We start from the raw sequence: 21,178 nt of genomic DNA, 5'->3' as shown, positions 1-21,178 counted from the left end.
ATAGGTCAAAACTCGTCCGGACCGTACGTCTCGACATGACCGGCCCGTCACTGCTGGCGATGCGCTGGGAAGACGTCGTGTTCGCTCACTGGGCCATCGATCCAGCGATCGTCGCTACGAAACTACCGGCGGACCTGTCGGTCGATACCTTCGACGGAAACGCCTACCTCAGCGTCGTCGGGTTCGACATGCGAGACATCCGTCCCCGCGGGTTCCCGCTCGGCCGGTCGTTCCCAGAGCTGAACCTGCGGACGTACGTGCAGGGCGATGCCGGCCCCGGGATCTACTTCTTCAACCTGGACGCCGACGACGCTCTGAGCGTGGCGCTGGCCCGCCGGCTGTTTCGCCTGTCGTACTACCGCGCCGAGATCGAGATCGAGGAGGGCGACGACGGCGTTCTGATTCGGAGTCACCGAACGGACGACAGCGTGCCGCCGACGGACTTCGACGCGACCTGTCGACCGCGGGGCGACCCCGACGAGCCCGAACCGGGGACGCTCGCGTGGTTCCTGACCGAGCGCTACCGGTTCTACGCCAACGTCGGCGGCGGCGACCACCTGTTCGTCGGGACCGTCGATCATCCTTCCTGGCCGCTCCAGTCGGCCGCACTCACTATCCGCGAGAACGATCTGTTCAGAGTCAACGGGTTCGAGACGCCCTCCGAGGACCCGCTGGTCCACTACAGCCCGGGCGTGGACGTGACGGCCGGCGCCGCCCTCCCGCTCGCGGCGACCGGGTCGTTGTGGGGCTGATCCGCCGGGACGGTCCGCTTGCTGCAACCGAAAACGGAAACCGACGCGGCGGTGACACTCCGGGTATGCCATGGACGGTGATGCCGTCGTTCGAGACGCACGAGCAGGCCCGCGAGGAGTTCGCGTGGGACCTGCCCGACGAGTTCAACCCGGCCGTCGATTTCCTGCAGAAACAGGACAATCCGGACCGCATCGCGCTCGAACAGGCCTACCCGGACGGTCGTCGAGAGTCCTACAGCTACCGTGACCTGGACCGCCGCTCGGACCGGCTCGCACGGGGCCTCGCCGATCTCGGGATCGAAGCGGGCGACCGCGTCGGCGTCGTCGTGCCGCAGAAACCCCAGAACCCCATCACCCATCTGGCGAACTGGAAACTCGGCGCGGTGTCGATCCCGCTCACCGTCCTCTTCGGCGAGGACGCGCTCCGGTACCGCCTCGACGACGCCGGTGCGTCGGCCGTCGTCGTCGACCCGAGCGTCCGCGAGGAGATCGACGCCGTCCGCGACGACTGCCCGGCCCTGGAGCACGTCGTCGAGATCGAGACCGACGACCCCGCGGGTGACGTCCGCGCCTTCGAGGACGTGCTGGCGGGCGAGGACGGTGACGACGTCGGTTTCGAGCCCTACGACGCGACGCCCGACACCCACACCGCCATCATGTACACCAGCGGCTCGACCGGCCCGCCGAAGGGCGTGCTTCACAGCCACGCGCTCTGGCTCGGTCGCGCGGCCGCAGCGTACAACTACTTCGACCAGGGACTCGGTCCCGACGCGACGGTCTGGACGCCGGCAGACTGGGCCTGGGGCGCGGCACTCGGTGGGACGCTGTTTGCGACCTGGCACCACGGCGGCACCATCGTCGGCTACCCCGCCCGGGGATTCGACGCCGACGACGCGTTCTCGCTGCTGGAGGAGTACGACGTCACGCAGTCGTTCATGCCGCCGACGGCGCTCCGGATGTTGATGGACGTGGACGACCCCACCGACGAATACGACCTGGCGGTCGAGACGTTCGCCGCGGCCGGCGAGCCGATGACGCCAGAGATCGTCGAGTGGGTCGAGACCGCGTTCGCGGACGTGGCGGTCAACGAGTTCTACGGCCAGACGGAGCTCAACCTGGCCGTCGGGAACTCCTCGACGTGGTTCGAGACCCAACCGGGAAGCATGGGCAAACCCCTGCCGGGCTACGACCTGGCGATCCTCGACCCCGAGGCGGCCGACGCGGGTGACGTCGAGCGCCTCGACGCGGGAGAGACGGGTGAAATCGCACTCCGTCCCTACGACCGGTCGGTCTTCTTCGACGAGTACTGGAACATGCCCGCGAAGACCGCGGCGAAACGGGTCGGCGACTGGTTCCTCACCGGCGACCTCGCCGAACGAGACGAGGACGGCTACGTCTGGTTCAAATCGCGCAAGGACGACGTCATCATCACTGCGGGCTATCGCGTCGGTCCGATGGAGGTCGAGGAAGCCATCCTCGAACACCCGGCGGTCGCTCAGGCCGGCGTCGTCGGCGTCCCCGACGAGACCCGCGGGGAGATCATCAAAGCGTTCGTGGAGCCGACCGAGGCCCCGCGTGAGACCGACGACCTGCGCGCGGAGATTCGAGACCTCGTCCGAGACAACCTCGCCGAGTACGAGTACCCGCGCGAGATCGAGTTCGTGGACGAACTCCCGCAGACGACCACGGGGAAGATCCGGCGGCTCGAACTGCGCGAACGCGAAAACGAGTAGCGAGGGGATTCAGTCCGACTGTGCAGCGGTGACGGCGTCGCCGAACTCGCGGGCTTTCTCGAGGACTGTGCTGTCTTCGTTGACCGAGTAGGCGACTTCTTCACCCTCGGATTGGTGTTTCTCCAAGATCCCGAGTTCCACGACGTGTTCGACGTCGTCCATGAGATGCAGCGTCTTCAGGGCGATCCCGGTCATCTCTGCGAGCTCCGAGCGGCTGTACGTCTCCCCTTCCTCCATGGTGAGGGCAGTGTTGATGATCGTTGCGACCTCGTCGTTGTCCGCGACGAAGGCCCATCCCGTCTCCGCTGTCGTATCACCCTGCATGTGAGTGTCAGGTTCGTTGGGGTGCTGATATCTTAAACCTAGGAGCCCTTCGGCGCGCTGAGTCGCCGTCGAGTAAACAGCGGCTGCCGCGCGGGAGGTCGCAGTCTGGACGAGATACCTATTTCCCCGGTCGGGGGCAATACGAGAATATGTCGCCGAATCGAGATTCGCTCGCGGGGTCGTGGCTCAAGCGACAACTTGTGGTGTTCGGTGGCGTGTCGTGCGTCTCAGCCGTGCTGGTGAAACTGCTGTGGCTGACGACGCTGAGCGAACTCTACGGCACGCTGGCCGTCGATCTCTGGCTCTCGCTTTCCGTCGCGCTCTCGGTAGCCATCGTCTTTTACGTCAGAACTGACGCGCTGTAGGGGCGGTCCCACTGGGAATCGGAGCGGCATGTAGCAAGTCTTTAGTCCGCGCTCGGGTGCGTGTAGGTATGAGCAGTCGCGCTGAGATACTGGAGTTGCTCCGGGAGAATGCGCGCTACTCCACCGAGGACATGGCGCGCCAGACCGACCTATCGGAGAGCGAGGTCGAGGCAGCGATCGAGGAGCTCGAAGCCGACGGCGTCATTCGCGGGTACACGGCCGTCGTCGACTGGGGCGAGACGGACGAGGAACGGGTCCGCGCACTGGTCGAACTCAACGTCACCCTCGACCGCGAGACCAGCTACGCCGACATCGCGGCGCGACTGGCGAAGTTCCCCGAGGTCGAGTCGCTCCGACTCGTCAGCGGCGACTACGACTTCGACATGGAGGTCGAGGGCGACTCCATGCGCGAAGTGTCCCGGTTCATCAGCGACAAGGTCGCGCCCGTCCCCGAGATCACCCAGACCGTGACCCACTACGTCATGGAATCCTACAAGGAAAGCGGGATCGAGTTCGGTGACGGCCACGACGACGACCGCCTGTCCGTCTCACCGTGACCATGAAGGTGTCAGATCGCGTCGACCAGGTGCCGCCGTCGGGCATCCGCCGGTTCTTCGAACTCGCCGAGGAGATGGACGACATCATCTCACTGGGAGTCGGTGAACCGGATTTCTCGGCACCCTGGAGCGCCCGAGACGCCGCCATCGCGTCGCTCGAGCGGGGCCAGACCTCCTACACGGCCAACCGCGGCAAGAAAGAACTCCGCGAGGCCATCGCCCGCGACCAGAACGAGCGGTACGGTCTCGACTACGACCCCGAGGAGGAGATCATCGTCACGGCGGGTGCGAGCGAAGCCATCGACCTGGCGTTCCGGGCGCTGGTCGACCCCGGCGACACCGTGGCCGTCGCCCAGCCCAGTTACGTCTCGTACGTGCCGGGCGTTATCTTCGCCGGCGGCGATCCACTGCCGGTGGCGACCCGCGCCGAAGACGAGTTCAAACTGACCTACGAGGTCTTAGAAGAGAGCGGTGCGGCCGACGCCGAGGTGCTGGTCTACTGCTACCCGAACAACCCGACGGGGGCGACGATGACGGGCGACGAACTCCAGGAGGTCGCGGAGTTCTGTCGCGAACACGATCTGATCGTCCTCTCGGACGAGATCTACTCCGAACTCACCTACGAGCACGAGCACACCTCTATCGCGACGCTGCCGGGCATGCGCGAACGGACCATCGTGTTCAACGGTTTCTCGAAGGCCTACGCGATGACCGGTCTCCGCCTCGGGTACGCGATGGGGCCGCCGGAGGCAATCGCGGGGATGAACCGCGTCCACCAGTACACGATGCTGTCGGCGCCGACGACGGCCCAGCACGCGGCGCTCGACGCCCTCGAGAACTGCGACGAGGACGTCAGGGAGATGACCACCCAGTACGACCGCCGCCGCAAATTCGTCCTCTCGCGGTTCGAAGAGATGGGCCTGTCCTGCTTCGACGCGGCCGGTGCGTTCTACGCGTTCCCCGAGTGTCCCTGGGACGACGCCGACGAGTTCGCCGAGGAACTCCTCCACGAGGAGAAGGTCGCGGTCGTTCCCGGCAACGCCTTCGGAGAGGGCGGCGACGGCCACCTCCGCGTCTCGTACGCGACGGGACTGGGCGAACTCAAAGAGGCGATGTCGCGCATCGAAGCGTTCCTCGACTGACGGCCCGCGTTCACCGTTGCTGTACTGTCGGTTCCACGGTTAGTACCGCGATTTCGACCCCGATTATCAGACTTCGAATTCACAGGGCCACCGGCGGCTATCGCGTCGACTTGTCTCTCATCTAATCTGATAGCGAATCATCTTGTTTGGTTCGAGACTCGACCGATACCGCATATTGAATCCCTAAAAAGACGTCTGTCCGCGGAATCTACTTCCGTTGGTCGGATATCACAAAAATGTCTACTGACGACTGGTCTGTGATTCAACTGGTCGGATAGAGTTGGTGAAATAGTCAAACCGCAAGACGTGAAGGTTGTGTGATTTGATAAACCGCCCACAACCTTTTTTCCCTCTTACGAGCAACCTGTTGAGCAATGGCAGCCGATGACAAAGACGGGGGCGACGCCGAGCAGGCCCAATCCGATCAGAGCCTCGGGAGCGACTCTGAGGCGGAGGAACTCCTCGCTCGCGTCGAACGCGCGTCCGTCGGGGAGTACACGTGGGAGGACTTCAGACGAGAGTTCCACACGGGTGGTCCGTTCGACCGGACGGAGTATCTCGGATTCGACCCGCGGAAGATCGAGGACAAGCTCATCCAGGGAGCGAGCGCAGCCAAGGGCGTCAACGAACCCTGGGAGGAGTTTCTCGATCCCGATAACGTCCCGATCGTCAAGGACACGTACAAGTGGGAACACTACAAGCAGGAGTACTACTACGACGCCAACGGTGATGCACCGCGGACCAGCGGCGGCGAGAAAAAGCCCTTCGACAAGGAGGAGGAACTCGGCATGTCGACTGCCGACCTCGAGGGGCTGCTCAGTTTCGGACAGGGACTGGCGGACGAACTCCACGGGATCGTCGACGAGCGGACGGTCAACGTCAACGAGGATCTAGACGAGGACATGTTCTTCTCGACCGTCGACGGCAAGACGACGGTCGTCAACCGCTACGACGTCGAGAAAGCCGTCCCACTGGAGAAAAAGTCCCACTTCGAGGAGATCGAACGCTACTGGGTGAACAAGCCCTACGCGTGCGTCATCATCTTCCACTCGAAGAAGGAAAACGAGAAGAAGTACTACGTCATCGAGCCGTATCTCAACTCTATCGAAACGGACCTGCAGGACTTTCTGGCCGGGAAGCTCAAGACCGCGATCAAGTACTCGGAGGACGACGTCATCGTCGAGGGGACCGAGGCGGACCGGGCCAAAGTCATCCAGCGCGAAGCCCAGCGGTTGATGGACCGGTACAACCTCTACGAGGACGGCGCGGAGCCGGTCTTCGAATCCCCGATCGACGACGAAGACGAGGAGCCCGAACCCGAGCCAGAACCTGAACTCGGCGCGATCGGCGAGTTCAAGAAGATGCTCGGGATGGAGGTCGAACCGCCCGAACCGCAACCGCCGGAACCCGTCGAGGAGTCCGAAGACGAACCGGAACCCGACTCCGACGGTGAACCGGAACTCGGTGCGATCGGCGAGTTCAAGAAGATGCTCGGGATGGACGTCGAAGTACCCGACGCAAACGACGGCGACCTCGCCGGGATCAGCGCCCGTCCGGAACCCGCGGTGCTCGAAGAGGACCCGGACGAGCTGAACGAGTACCAGGTCGAGAAGCTCCTCTACGTTCTCAAGCGGAACTTCATCGGGTTCGCGAAGATCGACCCCATCAAACACGACATCAACGTGGAGGACGTGTCGTGTGACGGATACAACTCGCGGGTGTTCGTCTATCACACCGACTACGAACAGATAATCTCGAACGTCGAACACGGCGAGAAGAGCTTGGACGACTTCGTCGTCAAGCTCGCGCAGCGGTCAGGGAAAGGCATCTCGAAGCGGCAACCGCAGGTCGACGCGACGCTCCCGGACGGGTCGCGTGCCCAGCTCACCCTCGGACGCGAGGTGTCCGATCACGGGACCAACTACACCATCCGTCAGTTCAAGGACGTCCCGTTCACGCCGATCGACCTCATCAACTGGAACACCTTCTCCCTGGACGAGATGGCGTTCCTGTGGCTCTGCATCGAGAACCACAAGTCGCTCATCTTCGCCGGGGGTACCGCGTCCGGGAAGACGACGTCGCTGAACGCGGTGTCGCTTTTCATTCCGTCGAGCGCAAAAATCGTCTCCATCGAGGACACCCGCGAGGTCGAACTGCCCCAGCGCAACTGGGTCGCGAGCGTCACTCGACCGTCGTTCGGTGAAGACGACACCGGTGACGTCGACGAGTTCGACCTGCTGGAGGCCGCACTGCGCCAACGTCCGGACTACATCGTGATGGGTGAGATCCGTGGTGAGGAGGGTCGGACCCTCTTCCAGGTCATGTCGACGGGTCACACCACCTACACCACGTTCCACGCCGACTCCGTTGGCGAGGTCATCAAGCGGTTTACCACGGAACCGATCAACGTCTCGAAGACGCTGTTCACGGCGCTGGATCTCGTCTCCATCCAGACCCAGACGCGGACGGGCGGGCGCAAGGTACGTCGGAACAAGACGCTGACCGAGATCAACGAGTACTCCGCGGAACACGACGAGATCAACGTCAGGGACGTCTACCAGTGGCAGGCCGAGACGGACACGTTCATCCAGATGGGCCAGTCCAACACGCTGGAAGACATCAAGTTCGACCGCGGATGGAACCAGGATCGGTTGGACGAAGAGCTGTTCAAACGCGAAGTCGTCCTGGCGTACCTCATCAACAACAACATCAACACCTATCAGCAGGTGGCCGCGACCATCCAGGCGTTCATCAACGATCCGGACACGATTCTCACTCTCATCGCCCACGGGGCGCTCGAGGAGAGCCTCGAAGACCTCCGGGAGATGGAGTCGGTCTCGATCAACATCGACCAGAAGAAAGAGGAGATGGTTCCTCGGCCGGAGGCAGGCGAGGAGATGCTGGAGGAGACCGACGAGATTCTGGACAACGCCCAGCCGATGTTCGACCGGTTTAAGAGCACCGAGACGCCGGACATCGTCCAGGCGCTGGGTGGCATCGAGATCGAGGACGACGTCGAAGCCACCGAAGAACAAGAGACGGACACGGAGATCGACTTCGGCCAGTTCGTGACGAAGGCCGGGACAGAAATGGAAGAAGGAGAGTAAACGATGAGTCTCGATACTCGCGACAGCCAGTCGATCAGTAGTGGCGGCAGCCTCGGCGACACGTTCTATCCCCTCTACGAGTCGATGTTCGACACGGAGGGCGACTTCGTCAGCGGCGTCGAGAACAAGCTCGCCCAGGCGCGTATGCCCCAGAACGTCGAGTTGTTCCTCTCCCGCGCGCTCGGCGTCGGTGCTCTCGCCGGCCTCGCGCTGTGGCTGATCGGCTCGATGATCGGGTACGCCATCTTCATGCTCTTTCTGGACGAGGCGCCCGTCATTCTCGGGCTGCCCAAGTCACAGATCCCGCCCATCGTCACGACGCTGAAGGTACCGCTGCTGATCTTCATCACCGGTATCGTCTTCGGCCTGATCGGCTTCGGGATCGGCTTCGGCTCGATGGTGTCGATCCCGTACTTCCGTGCCGGAGCGCGCAAACGCGAGATCAACGTCCTGCTGTCGGACGCCATCTCGTTCATGTACGCGCTGTCCGTCGGTGGCCTCAACCAGCTCGAAATCCTGCAGGCGATGGCACGGGCGGACGACACGTACGGCGAAGTGTCCAAGGAGTTCCAGTCCATCGTCCTGGAGACCGAGTACTTCGACACCGACTACCGCACCTCGATCCGGAATCAGGCGCTCCAGACGCCCAGCGACGAACTGGCGCAGTTCCTGACCGACATGCTCTCGATCGTCGACTCGGGGGGTGACATGACGGGGTTCCTCGAGGACCAGAAGGAAAAGCACATGCGAACGGCCAAGCAGGAGCAAAAGCAGGTTCTGGAGACCATGGAGCTGTTCGGCGAGATGTACATGACGCTCTCGCTGTTCCCACTCCTGCTCATCATCATCCTCGTCATCATGTCGATGATGGGAAGCTCCAAGCAGATGCTGCTGCTGGGGACCGTCTACGGACTGATCCCGCTCACCGGCATCGGCTTCCTGGTGTTGGTCTCGACGATCACGCAGGACGAGATCGGCGACGGCTACCTCCGACCGGAAGGCAAGCGAGAAGACGTCGTCGTCCGCGAAGGGCTTGACGTGCTCAACCTCGGACTGGTCGAGCGCTACACGGGCGAGTACGGCGTCTTCGACAAGATCAGGAGCCGGGAACGCTCCTACGAAGTCAACGAGATTCTCGCGAAACCCCACCTCTTCTTCAGAGACAACCCGACGGTCGTGCTGGCGGCGACGGTGCCGCTGTCGCTCGTGGCACTGCTCATCTCCGTGCTGTGGGGCATGGCGCCCCTGTCGCCGCAGGGCTTCGTCGACCATCCAGTCAGGTCGACGTTCTTCTGGGTGTACGTTCCCCTGTACATCAACTTCGTCCCGCTGATGATCTTCTACGAGTGGAACGTCCGCGCTCGGAAGGGCGTCGTGGGCCAGCTCTCGGAGAACCTACGGAAACTCTCCAGTGCTAACGACACCGGGATGACGCTGCTGGAATCGATGAAGGTGGTGTCCGAGACCTCTTCGGGGAAACTGGCCGACGAGTTCGAGACGATGTACGCGAAGGTCAACTACGGCACCAGCCTCAGGGACGCGATGCGGGAGTTCAACAACAAGTACCACATCCCGCGACTCGCCCGCACTGTCAAGCTCATCAGCAAGGCACAGGAAGCGTCGAGCCAGATTCAGGACGTCCTGACGACCGCGGCGCAGGCCTCGGAGAATCAGGACGACATCGACCGCGAGCGCAAGTCGCGGACGCGGATGCAGGTCGCCATCATCATCATGACGTACCTGACGCTGCTCGGCGTCATGGCCCTGCTGAAAACCCAGTTCCTCGACGTGATGTCGGGGCTCGCCAACCAGGCGTCAGGGAGCGGTGGCGGCGGCGCAGCGGCCGGCGGTGGCCAGTTCGGCGGTAACGTCGACACGAACCTGCTGTCGGTGCTGTTCTTCCACGCCGTGACGCTGCAGGCGATCCTGTCGTCGTTCATCGCCGGGTACATCCGCGACGTCGATCTCATCTCCGGGGTCAAGTTTGCGGTGATCCTCCCGACGATCGCACTGATCACCTGGATCGCGGTGGCCTGACGACCCTCTCCCCCAACAATGTCCTCGAAACCTCCGACCAGAACGCGCCGCTCGGGATCGCTGAGCGATGACGACCGGGCGCAAACGCTCCACGACTTCCTGTTCGGCATCAGCCTGTTCCTGGTGACGGTCACGCTCGTGTTCGGGCTGTTCCCGAGTTTTCTGACGCCGTTTACCTCCGGTGTCGGCTCTGCGGAAAAGGCGCAGGCAGACCGCGTGGGGCGAGCCATCCTCCTGAACCTCTCGGAAGGGACTGAACGAAACGAGCTGAACGCCACGGAGCTGCAAACCGTCCTCAGTAAATCTGAAGACCAGCTCCGGACTCGGTACGGACTCCCGAGGAATGCAAACATAAATATATCTGTCAAGTCAATCAACAACAACGAATTGGTGACGTACGACGGGACCGTCATGGCCACGCCGAACTCCGCGTCGAATCAGAGCGCGGCGTCGAGCGCCCGGATCGTCACGTTTCGCAATCGAACGACCGACGCTTGTCGCCCCGCCTGTCGCCTGGTGGTCAAAGTCTGGTAATCATGTCTCGGAGAACGAAACGCACACGCACGGATCGATCGCAGGCGTTCACACTCGAGGGGCTCGTCGGCTCGATCGTGGTGCTGTCCGCGGTCGTGTTCGCACTGCAGGCCGTCGTCATCACGCCGACGACGGGCGGATCGGTCAATCCGGAGGTACGGACGCAGCTCCAGACCGAGGCGAGCGACATCCTCATTTCTGTCGGCCAGAACGAGACGTTCGGGCTCCAGCAGTACGTCCTGTACTGGTCACAGGACAGCCAACGGTACGCAGGCTCCGTCAACCAGCGGATCGGGTACGGGAGTTCCACTCCGCCCGGGTCGTTCGGTGACCTCCTCTCGACGACGTTCTCGGAGCGTGGCCAATCGTACAACGTCGTGTTCAAATACCGAACGAACGACTCGAATCGGACCGGGACGGTCCCGTTCGCGTACCGCGGTGAACCCTCGGACGACGCGGTGACCGCGACGTACACGGTGACGCTGTACGACAACATGACCCTCACGGCCCCGAACGCGACGGGCGTCGAAATCTGGCGGTACGACACGAACCAGACCAACAACGAGCGCGGCTACTACCCGATTCCCAACGCCATCGACGGTCCGGTGTACAACGTCGTGGAGGTGCGATTGACAGTATGGTGACCCCTGATACAGCCGCCGACGACTCGGACCGGGAACGCGGACAGCTCGTCCTCACTGCGGCCATCGGGATCGGACTCGTCATCGTCGGGCTCGTCGTCGTCATCAACACGGTGCTGGTGTCCGAGAACCTCTCGACCAGCGAGTCGCTCGAAAGCTCGGACGAGGTGACGAAGTTCAGCACGAGCGCGCAGCGGAACACGCGCTCGCTGGTCCTTCGTCTCAACCACTGGCAGCGCAACCAGACTGGACCGCAGATCGGCCGCAACGTCCGCCACAACGTCTCGAATTACAGCCGTGCGCTCGGCGAGAGCTACGCTGAAACCGGTATCTCCGTCGTGAACCTCTCGTACAACAACGACAGCTCGACGTGGGGGACCCGGATCGTCCAGACGAACGACAGTTGGATCACGGACGCCGCGAACGACTCCGACTGGACGCTCTTCGAGTCGAACGATCACGCTAACGCTCGCCGATTCGTCTTCAACCTGAACACGAGCCACACGTCGACGGACCAGTTCAACGTCACCTTCGACAACGGGACCGAGACCGTCGAGATCGGCATTCAGCGGAAACGCGAGTCGATCGCGGTGAGTTCGGAGCGCAGCCTCGGCGGGGACGTCCAGGACGTGATGTGTGATCCGTCCGGCAACCGCGTGCTGATCGATCTGATGACCGGCGAGGCGTTCACTGGTGACTGCGAGTTCAACGGCGTTCTCAATCGAACGGACCCTGAACGCACGCTCGAGCCACCGTACACTGTCTCCGTCGCCGACGGCGAGCACGGGTTCGGGAAGTTCAGCGTCGTCACGAACAGCTCGTTGGACACGTCCAGCGGGCCGTTCGGTCCCTGTGACCCACAGCAGGCTGACGATCTCGGGGTGAGCAGAACGAATCCCCACGACCCGTGTCGGTCGCCGATCGTCTGGCGTGCGAACATCACGACCACGTATCAGTCGACGTCGATCGACTACTGGCAGCAACACAACGTGAGTGTCTATCCATGAGCAGGCGCTTCCTCGACGACCGACGCGGCGTTTCGACGGTGGTGAGTCACACCCTGGCGATCGGTATCACGAGCATTCTGATCCTCGGACTGCTCTTTGCAGCCAACACGTATCTGGCCGACCAGGAGACGTTGGTGACCGAGGATTCCCTGGAGACGGTCGGGAACCGACTTGCCTCCGAACTGTCCCAGCTCGACCGGCTCAGTACCCGTCGTGCGAACGTGACGATGTGGGCCACCCACCAGGAACGCATCGCCGGGGCGTCCTACGACGTTCGGATAGATCACGGGCCAGAGTGCGACACGAACACGATCACTGCCGAGACCTGCCTCGTGGTGTACTCCGCCGAACTCGACGTCGAACGGCGCGTCCCGATCCAGAACGACAGCGATCTCGCGATCAATCAGACCAGTCCGGGACGGTTCCAACTCGTCGCGCTCGACACCGGGACGCGGTCCGGTCGGTCCTCACTCGCTGGCACGAGCGACCTCGTCGAGTCGAACATGCGAGTCGGGATCGGGGAAGACGTCAAGCGAGACAACATCGGAGAGGCGCGTGAACTCCAGAACATCCCACCGACGAACCTGTCGATCAGGATCGATCGGCGAACGTCCTCGGAGTACCCGCAGAACGGCGAGCCGATCGACTTCGTCGTCGAAGCGGACGACGCCGACGGGAAGATCGACACCTACAGCATCGAGTGGGGCGACGGCTCTGCCCAGTTCTCGCGCGATCCGGACCCCAACGTGACCGACCTGAAAGACGGCACGCCCACACACCAGTACGCGAGCGCCGGCGTGTACGGGCTCACGTTCACGGCGACCGACGACGACGGGGAATCAGCGACGATCACCGAACCCATCAACATCTCCGGTCTCCACTTGAACAGTCTCACGCGAGTGGGCTCGCCTTCTGGCTACGCCATTACGCTCGACGTGACGAACACGCACGATCGGGCCGTCGACGTCGAGAGTCTGTTCCTGAACCCCAGCGACGACGATACCGACAGAATCGACAACGACGCCGGTCCGGAGTTGGCGATCGACACCGACGATGACGGCGACTACGAACGGGCGTACTCCGCGGATGATCTCCCACAACGGAACGACATTCCCGAGACGGGGCTGTTCACTGGGACGAGTCTCGACGACGGAGACGATCCGGACGACCTGCCGACAATTCCCGCGAACGCGGACGCGAAGATCGCGTTCCGCGGCGTCGAATCGGGCGGTGACGACACCTACGACATCGGCGTCAACTACCTGCTCGACGAGCGGATCGTGACCAGTAAGTTCACCGACGTCGGTCCGGACGCTGGTCCGACGGTGTCGATCACCGGCTACTCCCCGTCGAACCCCGAGCCGTCAGATACGATCCAGTTCACGGCGAGTGCGTCTGATCCCGACGGGTCCATCACCAACTACGAATGGAACTTCGGTGACGGGGACACCGCCAGCGGACCGAGTCGGACCAACCCGTCGCACACGTACAGTTCCCCCGGCTGGTACACGGTCACGCTGACGGTCACTGACGACGCCGGCGCGACGTACACGACCACGGAAACGATTCGCGTCGCCCCAGATGCGAACGAAGTCGTCCAGCTCGACGGCAGTCCGGACGCCGGCTACGGATGGCTCCAGTTCGACCTCGAAAACACCGGCTCGGTCACCGTTTCCGTCGAGGACGTGACAGTGGACGTCACGAGCAGTAGCGACGCGACGGAGGTCGAGTGGGGAGCGTGGCGAGAGATCGAGTTCGACGAAGGGTGGCGAACCATCGGCCACTACTCGGACGACTTCGACCTGGGCACGCGTGTCGAACTCGATGACGCTGCCCAGATCGACGGCGGACACGAGACGGAAGTCACGGTGGCGTACGTCAGGGACGACGACGGTGACAGAGTCCACATGGACGACGAGACAATCGAGTTCACGGTCTACTTCAGCGACGGCACGCAGGAGACGTACACGCTCGACACATAGGACACGCAAACAATGGTTGACAAGAACCGAGTATCCGGCGCACACGAGTCCGAGACGGCCGACCAGGTCCCCGCCAGTTGGAGAGACGAACGTGGACTGAGCGATCTCGTCGGCTTCGTCCTCGCGTTTTTCGTCATTCTCGCGAGCGTGGGGTTCGTCTCGACGTTCGGCGTCGACGTGCTCGAAGACGTGCGGAACTCACAGCAGGAAAACAACGCCGAACAGGCGTTCAACGTGATGGCTAAGAACTTCGACGAGATCGAGCAGGCCCAGGCGCCGTCACGGACCGCCGAAATCGACCTGCGAGACGGGGACCTGTCGGTCAGGAACACCACGAAAGTAACGATCGAGGTGACCCACGACAACACCGGCTCGTTCGAGACGGCCGTGTATCCGCGGCAGATACGACTGCAGCCGAACCCGACCGATTCCACGGTTCTCCTCTACGAGAACGGAGCGACGATCCGGGGCACCAACCGGACCTCGCAAGGTATCGTCGACAACCCGCCGACGATGTCCTGCAGCGAGGACCAGGCGATCGTGTCGATCGTCCAGCTGAACACTTCGACCGACCGCCAGCTCGGGTCGGGAACGGTCAGAATCACTGGCTCCGAAAATCGAACGTCCCTCGTCTATCCGGTCAACCGGACCGGACAGAACAGTTCGACGAACGTCACTGATCTTCACCTCTCGTTCGAGTCGGAATTCAACACGGCGTGGGTCAGTTACCTCACCAAGAGTAGCGACGACGGGTGGGAGAAGGTGTCCGACACGGAAGTCCGCTGTCACGACATCGAACGAGTGTTCGTCCGGGAAACGGAAATCAACGTCCAGTTCGTGCGGTAACGGCTCGTCGCGTTCGGTTCGGTGACCGTCGCGAGGTCACGACCTGCCATCGTTCTTCGCGTCTCGTTACGCAGGGACTCGTCACCGTTGACAGGTGCGAGCGTGGCATCCAGGCTCACCGTCGGTCGGCTATCTGAAACCGAGCGCACGAGACCGGTCGTCCGTTCGTTCATTCTCTCGACGACGCGGTCGCGTGCTCAGCCAGCGTCACGCATCCGGACGTTCCGAACGCGGATGTTGATGATGTCCTCCGGTCGGGCTTCCTGTTCGGAGTGGCCGACTCGGTAGATGAGCGCCAGGCGGTTCCAGAGCGGGTCGTCTTCGCTCGCGACGCTATAGTTGTAGACGACGATCGCCTCGTTACTGGAGAGGTTCAGCCGGTAGTCCAGTCGGGTTCCGTTCACTTCTCGTTCGAGGTGCGACGAGAGCTGCATCGTCATGTTCTGCTCCCAGGGCGCGGATTCGTTCGCCAGGAGCGGCGTGGAACCTCTGATGTTCTCGAACTCCTGGGGATCGCCGCCGGGACCGCCAGACGGCGATCCCTTGTCGATGCCTGCCAGATACCCGTCAGTGTAGACGGTGATGTTCTCGTCGGAGATGTTGTTGGCGTTGTCCTCGTTGGGATCGTTACAGCGAACGACCTGGTGGCCGTTCTGGACCAGCGGCGTGACGGTCCAGTTGGGTTCGTCCTTGCCGTCCCCGTCGTCGTCGTGGTTGTCACCGCATCCGTACCAAGTTGCGTTGAGATACACCGTCTCGCCGTCGTCGACGGCGAACGCGTGTCTGAACGTCGAGGGCGCGAGGGGATCGTTGACGTTCAGGAACTCGCCGTTCCCCGTCGCCATCTCGTCCGTATCGCCTGCGACGAACGGCTCGAACACGCGCCCGCCCTCGATCGACGCGTTCGTCGAGACAGCGGTGCGCCGGATCTGCGTCCGAGTCACCGTCGTCGTCAGTGATTCCCTGAAGAACTCTCGGAGCTCCTCCGGATCACTCGTGTCCTTGTACTCGCCGCCGGTGATGTCGGCGATTTTCTTGAGCAACCCGTCCGCTGGGCCGCCGATTCTGACAGTGTAGACCGTGACGTTGCGAGCCGCGGCGCGTCTGGCGACGTCTTTCACGTCGCTGTTCGGATACACGTTGTTTTGCCCGTCCGTCAGGAGGACGACCGTCTGATTGCGGGTCTGGTTGCTGGCGGCGCTCAACGTGTGGAGCGCGCTGCTCAGTCCACAGTAGATACAGGTCGACCCCCCGTTGCCGACGGCGGCGATGCTCTCGTTGACGCCTGACGGAGACCATGACGTGATCCGGTCTCCCATATTACTCGTCAACAGGTGTTCGTTCCCGTGTTCGTCTTCCGGCCGGAGGATGCGCGCCGAAGCCGAATAGCCGACCACGCCGGCGCGGTCTGAGGTGTTGAGGACGGGCAACGACCCGGCTGCGGCCTCCTTTGCCTCCGACATTCTCGATCCACAGGAGTCACACAGATCGTTGCTGAGCATCGACCCGGACTCGTCGAGCACGAACACCGCGTCCGATGACACGCCGGTCTCTGCGAGCGACTGGACGACCTGGGTTTTGTTCGAGATCGAGAACGCCGTCGAGTTCGAGAGCGGCTGATACTGGACGGTGTAGGTGTTGGCTGCGCCTTTGTCGACGCTGATGTGTGCCGGCTTCGAGTCGGTGGCACTCGCACTGATCGTCGCCCCGGGACCGTTCTCGGTCATGTAGTCGGGCTGAGAACCGTCCGTAGTCAGGTTGACGACGTTGTTTTCGACGTCGTTTGCGACTTCCGAGAGTTCGTCCTGTCGGACGTACGTCAGCGCGGTCTGATTCTCCTCGAAGGTGCGTGCGTGTCCGACCTCGCTTTCGAGATAGTCGCCCCAGGCCTGATAGAAGATGCTGCCGTTGACTTTCAGCGTCACGTTGTCCGGACGGACGCAGGCCCCGCTGAGCACGCGGCCGGTCTTTCGAGCGGTCACTGTGGCCGAGGCAGTTTCGTTGAGGATCGCCTCGTTCGAGTTCTGGGTGATTCGACCCGAGAGATTGATCGCCGAGACGTCGAGCGTTCCGTTCTGGAACGTCACGTCGGGACTCGTCTGCATCACCGTGCCGCCGCCGGGATTCCCTCGCCAGACCCCACCGACCTCGTACCCCACGACCTGGTCCCGGTCCTCCTCGTACCGAATGGACGTGATGTTCACCGTGGTCTGACAATCTGGTCCCCCCGTGTGGCTGACGTTCCTGTTGACAGTGATGTTGATGACCCCGTCCCGCCTCACGCTCAAATCCCGCGGCGCCGTGTCACCGAGATCGAATCTGATCCGCGTGACGTCGGATAGCGACGAGAGCGTACTGAACCGCGAGTCGAGTTCCTGCAACACCAGCTGGGCGGACTGGTGGTTGACGTCGTTTTGCGCGTCGTCGATGAGGGTCGACCCGTTGACGGCGATGAGTAACACGGACGTGAGCACGATGCCCACCAGAATCACGTACCCGATCACCTCAGACGCACCACGGCGGTCACCCCGCAACCGAGATATGTCGCTCATGAACTTTCGGTTACACTTGATTGTTACACGATGGACATAAGATTGCCGCCTGTATTGACGTTCGTCACCGATTGCACAGCGCATGGCGACCACTACTTCACACGACAGGCTACGGTGGTCGCAGGAAGAATCTAAAGTGGCGTTCGGGTCGACGGCCTCGCGGTCACACCGGTACCGCTCAGAAGCCGTAGTCGTCGTCTTGCACGTCGTCGCTCAGGGCGGGATCGTGCTGATCGGCGACGGACTGCGTGAACAGGTCGCCACCGGTCTGTTCTTCCGGTTCCTCTGCCGGGCCGTACGCCGAGACGCCCCGTGCGAGGAGTTTTTCGACCGCTTCGTCCCAGTTGACGAACTCGCCTTGGGCCACCATCTGGTCGATGTCGGTTTCGATTCTGTCGGGCAACTCGATCTCGAGTTTGGCCATACCGACGTTCTGTGAGTTACCGGTATAACGTTTGGGCCTGCCAGTCAGACATCATCGATCGGCAACAGGTCGTCGTCGCGGGCACGACTCAGTTCCTGCTGTCGGGATACGTCTCTGCGAGCGCGTCGAGTGCTTCGTGCCGTTCGGTCGTGTGTGGGGCCGTGAGCGGTGAGACGCTGATCTTCCCGTCGACGACGGCGCGTCGGTCTGTGCCTTCCGGATCGGGGATGTCGCCCTCGGCCATCAGTTCCCAGATGCCGTCTTGGAGCGAGATCTCCTCGCCGTCCTTGACGGCGGTCATCAGATACGCAGTCGACGGTTCGGTGATCGCCATTTCCGGGCGGGTCCCATCGCTGTCGGGGTCCGGTACCGGGGCATTGACGTTCAGGTAATCGGCCTGGTCGAACACGCCCGCGTCGAGCGAGTGGTCGGCGAGGTATCGAGCCGCTTCGGCGGCGTAGTCGTAGGCTTCGTAGTCGACCTCGACGTCGGCGTAACTCGTGTCTTCGCCGACCGGCACGTACAGCGAGACTGCGATGGCGGGCACGTCGAAGAAGGCGGCTTCGACGGCCGCCGAGACCGTTCCGGAGCGGCCCAGCACGTACGCACCGAGGTTCGCGCCGCGGTTGCAGCCGGCGACCACCATGTCGGCGTCGGTGACGAGCGCCTCCATGCCGGCGACGACGCAGTCGGCCGGCGTGCCCTCGATGGCGTAGCCGAGTTCGTGCTCGCGCACTTCGACCGAGTGGGACATCGCTCGGCCGACGGCGCTCTTGTCGTCGGCGGGCGCGACGGCCGTGACGTCGGCGATCTCCGAGAGTGCATCGTAGAGGGCGCGAAAGCCGGGGCTCTCGATGCCGTCGTCGTTCGTCAACATGATCTGCAGGTCGGCCATGGCAATCACTCCGGACGGCCACCGCAAAAGTCCATTGCCTCCCCGCCCGGAAACTACCCGCCTGCAGGGACCCGGTCGATCACCGTCTCGCCGTCCACGACGAGGTTGTACGCTTCCTCGTCGTCGTTCCAGAGCGCCAGGATGTTCTCACAGAGCAACAGATCCCCGTAGTCAGCAGTTTCGAGGTCGCTGTTCAGTGCCGATTCCCGCGTCTGCACGGCGTAGTGGGCCACCTGCTCGCTGCCGTCTCCGATCTTGTACAGCGGGTTGGCGTCTTCGTCGTCGGTGAGGTCGTGGCTGAGTTTGATCGCGGCCACGTCGATGCGGTTCGAGACGTGGTTCTCCATGTTCTCCATCTTCGCCCACTGGCTGATGTCGGGCGTGAAATCGACGCGGCGCTTCTCGTCCGGTCGGAGGATGGAGTAGGCGTACTGGATGTCGACGCTGACGAACTCGCCGGGGTCGTGGTCAGGGGCGGTCGCGCCCTCGTCCAGGCGGCGCTGGAACACCGGCACGTCGATGTCGGGCTGCACGTCGAACGACCACCCCTCGTCCGCCGGTTGGTCACCCGGCCACAGGCGCACCGCCGGTGCGTAGACGCCGAGCCCGTCCTCGACGCGCCGCTCGACTTCCCGGAGGTTGATCGCCGTGTTGCGATCGGCCGGGGCGATGGCGACGACGCTCCCGTCGTCGGCCACCGAGTCGCGGTACCGTTCCACGACGGCTGCCGGATCGTCGAGTTCGCTCAGAACGTTGGCGAACAGCACCAGGTCGTACTCTCCGGACGGCTCGAACGCCTCGGCCGTCGTCTCGTGGATCGTCGTGCGGAAGTTCGGGCCCGTCTCCGCCAACATCGCGTCGAGCACGTCGGTGGCGCTGCTCGGCTCGACGGCGTGGTACTCGACCAGCGCGTCCTCGGGGAGGAGGTCGGAGAGACCCAGTGCCGGGCCGCCGACCCCCGCTCCCACGTCGAGGACGCGCAGCGTTCGGGGCAAGAGTCCGTCTTCGACCAGCACGGAGAGGACGTACTGGACCGTGGCGTAGTAATCGGGGAGGTGATAGAGCGCGTACGCCAGCGCCGTTTCGTGGTCGTACTCGACGTCGTTCTGCCAGAGGTAGTCGGTTTTGAGGTCCCGGATGCGTTCGCGGATGGCGTCGCCGGTTTCGCCGTCGGGCCAGCCGGCGCCGTACTCGGCGACGAGCAACTCCTCCAGCGCCATGGAGTAGTCCGCGGGAAACGCCTCCACGCCGCGGAACGGGGCCGCTACTGGCTCGTCTGGTATCGGTTCGAAGGTCCCGTCCTCGCGTTCGACCAGACCGAGATCGAACCCCTCCTCCCGGAGGACCTGCTTGACGGCGGCAGGGTGTGGTTGTCCCTCGACGTACTCGTGAATCTCGTCGGGATCGATCGGTCTGACTTCTCGGAGGTACTTGGCGTTCGAGCGTATCTGTTCGCGTTGTGATTCCTTCATAACTTCTCGTGCACCTGGCGGTAGAGCGTCTCGAACCGCGTCGAGTCGGCCGCTGCCAGTTCCTCGGCCGCTGCGGCCACGTCGTCGGCGCCCTCGAACGCGTCCTGGATGTCGGCGTACACGCGCGGGTCACCGCCGGTCACCTGCTCGACGAGGGCGAACAGTTCCTCCGAGATCGGGGTCTGGAACGCGTCTGGCACGTCCGCGGCCGCGAGCCCGAACGACAGCACGGCCGCGTGTGCCTGGGCCTGGACGGTCTCCATGGCCGTGTCGTGTTCGTCGGCGGTCGTCTCGAAGACGTCGTTCCCCTGGGCAGCCAGCGCGGCTCGGACGTCGTCGGTCACCGGCCCGGCTTCGTCGACGACGGCGGCGACGTTTCCGGGGGCGTTCTCCGGGGCGAACAGCGGGTGGAGGCTCAGCCGTTCGCGGTCCGGTGCGTGCTCGCGCATCGCAGCGACGGGCTCGGTGGCGACGCCAGTCACGTCGACGATGGCACGCGTCGCGCGCCCGGCGTGGGCCGCGATCGCCTCGGTCGCGACCGGAATGGGGACCGCGATACAGACGACTTCGAACCGATCGCTCGTATCGAGCGCCACCGTCCGGGCCTCCTGGACGCGGTCCGCAGCAGTCGCTGCGGCCGACGAATCGGCATCGGCGAACGCGATGTCGGGGTCGTCGGGGAGTCCGTCCGCCACTGCATCGGCGAACCACCGACCCATCGCCCCGGCACCGACGACGAGTAGTCTCATCGGCAACGGGTAGCCGGGCGGCTCTCAAAAGGGATTCGGGTCTCGACCGGACGGTACTC

Annotated in this window: 18 protein-coding genes; 12 read left to right on the top strand and 6 right to left on the bottom strand. The window is 63.3% G+C overall.

The window, feature by feature from the left end; translation table 11 throughout:
• The first annotated feature begins 35 nt into the window (after nt 1–35).
• Both MU553_RS00950 and MU553_RS00945 read left to right on the top strand, forming a co-directional pair.
• Nucleotides 36–752: a YqjF family protein gene (locus MU553_RS00950; protein ID WP_247373458.1), complete on the top strand. Its 717-nt coding sequence runs from the start codon at nt 36–38 to the stop codon at nt 750–752.
• A 65-nt stretch (nt 753–817) separates the two neighbouring features.
• On the top strand, nt 818–2,485 hold the full coding sequence (locus MU553_RS00945; protein WP_247373456.1) for an acetate--CoA ligase: 1,668 nt from the start codon (nt 818–820) through the stop codon (nt 2,483–2,485).
• Nucleotides 2,486–2,494: 9 nt separating this feature from the next.
• Here MU553_RS00945 and MU553_RS00940 read toward each other — a convergent pair whose 3' ends face one another.
• Nucleotides 2,495–2,809: a hypothetical protein gene (locus MU553_RS00940; RefSeq protein ID WP_247373454.1), complete on the bottom strand. Its 315-nt coding sequence runs from the start codon at nt 2,807–2,809 to the stop codon at nt 2,495–2,497.
• Nucleotides 2,810–2,958: 149 nt separating this feature from the next.
• Between MU553_RS00940 and MU553_RS00935 the strand changes: the two genes are divergently transcribed.
• The 10 genes from MU553_RS00935 (at nt 2,959) to MU553_RS00890 (ending at nt 15,027) form a co-directional block, all read left to right on the top strand.
• A complete protein-coding gene (locus tag MU553_RS00935; RefSeq protein ID WP_247373452.1) occupies nt 2,959–3,174 on the top strand; it encodes a hypothetical protein in 216 nt (71 codons plus the stop codon).
• Nucleotides 3,175–3,242: 68 nt separating this feature from the next.
• Nucleotides 3,243–3,731: an Lrp/AsnC family transcriptional regulator gene (locus tag MU553_RS00930; RefSeq protein WP_247373449.1), complete on the top strand. Its 489-nt coding sequence runs from the start codon at nt 3,243–3,245 to the stop codon at nt 3,729–3,731.
• Between the two features lie 2 nt (nt 3,732–3,733).
• The gene (locus MU553_RS00925) at nt 3,734–4,873 is read left to right on the top strand and encodes a pyridoxal phosphate-dependent aminotransferase (protein WP_282593993.1); all 1,140 of its coding nucleotides are present in this window, start codon (nt 3,734–3,736) and stop codon (nt 4,871–4,873) included.
• A gap of 374 nt (nt 4,874–5,247) precedes the next feature.
• Nucleotides 5,248–7,980 (top strand): type II/IV secretion system ATPase subunit, encoded by a 2,733-nt coding sequence (locus tag MU553_RS00920; RefSeq protein ID WP_247373435.1) that lies wholly within the window; start codon nt 5,248–5,250, stop codon nt 7,978–7,980.
• 3 nt (nt 7,981–7,983) lie between these two features.
• Entirely contained in the window at nt 7,984–10,017 is a 2,034-nt protein-coding gene (locus MU553_RS00915; RefSeq protein WP_247373422.1) for a type II secretion system F family protein, read from the top strand.
• A gap of 18 nt (nt 10,018–10,035) precedes the next feature.
• Nucleotides 10,036–10,551 carry a DUF7287 family protein gene (locus tag MU553_RS00910; RefSeq protein WP_247373410.1) on the top strand — a complete coding sequence of 172 codons (516 nt, stop codon included), beginning with the start codon at nt 10,036–10,038 and terminating at the stop codon, nt 10,549–10,551.
• Nucleotides 10,552–10,553: 2 nt separating this feature from the next.
• Nucleotides 10,554–11,195 carry a DUF7288 family protein gene (locus MU553_RS00905; RefSeq protein ID WP_247373408.1) on the top strand — a complete coding sequence of 214 codons (642 nt, stop codon included), beginning with the start codon at nt 10,554–10,556 and terminating at the stop codon, nt 11,193–11,195.
• Nucleotides 11,189–12,199, top strand: coding sequence for a DUF7261 family protein (locus MU553_RS00900; RefSeq protein ID WP_247373405.1), 1,011 nt, complete (start codon nt 11,189–11,191; stop codon nt 12,197–12,199). The genes MU553_RS00905 and MU553_RS00900 overlap by 7 nt, the downstream gene beginning before the upstream one ends.
• A complete protein-coding gene (locus MU553_RS00895) occupies nt 12,196–14,181 on the top strand; it encodes a DUF7266 family protein (RefSeq protein WP_247373403.1) in 1,986 nt (661 codons plus the stop codon). The genes MU553_RS00900 and MU553_RS00895 overlap by 4 nt, the downstream gene beginning before the upstream one ends.
• Nucleotides 14,182–14,193: 12 nt before the next feature.
• Nucleotides 14,194–15,027: a DUF7289 family protein gene (locus tag MU553_RS00890; protein WP_247373401.1), complete on the top strand. Its 834-nt coding sequence runs from the start codon at nt 14,194–14,196 to the stop codon at nt 15,025–15,027.
• A gap of 197 nt (nt 15,028–15,224) precedes the next feature.
• Here the strand turns inward: MU553_RS00890 and MU553_RS00885 are convergent, their stop codons facing one another.
• The 5 genes from MU553_RS00885 to MU553_RS00865 form a co-directional block, all read right to left on the bottom strand.
• Complete coding sequence (locus MU553_RS00885; protein WP_247373399.1) at nt 15,225–17,579, bottom strand: vWA domain-containing protein; 2,355 nt, start codon at nt 17,577–17,579, stop codon at nt 15,225–15,227.
• Nucleotides 17,580–17,757: 178 nt separating this feature from the next.
• The gene (locus MU553_RS00880) at nt 17,758–18,003 is read right to left on the bottom strand and encodes a DUF7120 family protein (RefSeq protein WP_247373397.1); all 246 of its coding nucleotides are present in this window, start codon (nt 18,001–18,003) and stop codon (nt 17,758–17,760) included.
• An 88-nt stretch (nt 18,004–18,091) separates the two neighbouring features.
• A complete protein-coding gene (gene surE / locus MU553_RS00875; RefSeq protein WP_247373395.1) occupies nt 18,092–18,898 on the bottom strand; it encodes a 5'/3'-nucleotidase SurE in 807 nt (268 codons plus the stop codon).
• 53 nt (nt 18,899–18,951) lie between these two features.
• Nucleotides 18,952–20,370 (bottom strand): small ribosomal subunit Rsm22 family protein, encoded by a 1,419-nt coding sequence (locus tag MU553_RS00870; RefSeq protein ID WP_247373378.1) that lies wholly within the window; start codon nt 20,368–20,370, stop codon nt 18,952–18,954.
• A complete protein-coding gene (locus MU553_RS00865; protein ID WP_247373376.1) occupies nt 20,367–21,119 on the bottom strand; it encodes a prephenate dehydrogenase/arogenate dehydrogenase family protein in 753 nt (250 codons plus the stop codon). The genes MU553_RS00870 and MU553_RS00865 overlap by 4 nt, the downstream gene beginning before the upstream one ends.
• Nucleotides 21,120–21,178: the final 59 nt, after the last annotated feature.

This window comes from Halorientalis brevis (assembly GCF_023077655.1).
The sequence above is the reverse complement of the archived record's forward strand: the minus strand, read 5'-3'. Positions and strand labels throughout refer to the sequence as shown.

Coding starts and splice junctions, on each gene's coding strand:
- MU553_RS00895 (WP_247373403.1), top strand. CDS start 12,196: ATGAGCAGGCGCTTCCTCGACGACCGACGCGGCGTTTCGACGGTGGTG.
- MU553_RS00905 (WP_247373408.1), top strand. CDS start 10,554: ATGTCTCGGAGAACGAAACGCACACGCACGGATCGATCGCAGGCGTTC.
- MU553_RS00880 (WP_247373397.1), bottom strand. CDS start 18,003: ATGGCCAAACTCGAGATCGAGTTGCCCGACAGAATCGAAACCGACATC.
- MU553_RS00945 (WP_247373456.1), top strand. CDS start 818: ATGCCATGGACGGTGATGCCGTCGTTCGAGACGCACGAGCAGGCCCGC.
- MU553_RS00900 (WP_247373405.1), top strand. CDS start 11,189: ATGGTGACCCCTGATACAGCCGCCGACGACTCGGACCGGGAACGCGGA.
- MU553_RS00915 (WP_247373422.1), top strand. CDS start 7,984: ATGAGTCTCGATACTCGCGACAGCCAGTCGATCAGTAGTGGCGGCAGC.
- surE (WP_247373395.1), bottom strand. CDS start 18,898: ATGGCCGACCTGCAGATCATGTTGACGAACGACGACGGCATCGAGAGC.
- MU553_RS00935 (WP_247373452.1), top strand. CDS start 2,959: ATGTCGCCGAATCGAGATTCGCTCGCGGGGTCGTGGCTCAAGCGACAA.
- MU553_RS00920 (WP_247373435.1), top strand. CDS start 5,248: ATGGCAGCCGATGACAAAGACGGGGGCGACGCCGAGCAGGCCCAATCC.
- MU553_RS00950 (WP_247373458.1), top strand. CDS start 36: ATGACCGGCCCGTCACTGCTGGCGATGCGCTGGGAAGACGTCGTGTTC.
- MU553_RS00940 (WP_247373454.1), bottom strand. CDS start 2,809: ATGCAGGGTGATACGACAGCGGAGACGGGATGGGCCTTCGTCGCGGAC.
- MU553_RS00930 (WP_247373449.1), top strand. CDS start 3,243: ATGAGCAGTCGCGCTGAGATACTGGAGTTGCTCCGGGAGAATGCGCGC.
- MU553_RS00870 (WP_247373378.1), bottom strand. CDS start 20,370: ATGAAGGAATCACAACGCGAACAGATACGCTCGAACGCCAAGTACCTC.
- MU553_RS00865 (WP_247373376.1), bottom strand. CDS start 21,119: ATGAGACTACTCGTCGTCGGTGCCGGGGCGATGGGTCGGTGGTTCGCC.
- MU553_RS00890 (WP_247373401.1), top strand. CDS start 14,194: ATGGTTGACAAGAACCGAGTATCCGGCGCACACGAGTCCGAGACGGCC.
- MU553_RS00925 (WP_282593993.1), top strand. CDS start 3,734: ATGAAGGTGTCAGATCGCGTCGACCAGGTGCCGCCGTCGGGCATCCGC.
- MU553_RS00910 (WP_247373410.1), top strand. CDS start 10,036: ATGTCCTCGAAACCTCCGACCAGAACGCGCCGCTCGGGATCGCTGAGC.
- MU553_RS00885 (WP_247373399.1), bottom strand. CDS start 17,579: ATGAGCGACATATCTCGGTTGCGGGGTGACCGCCGTGGTGCGTCTGAG.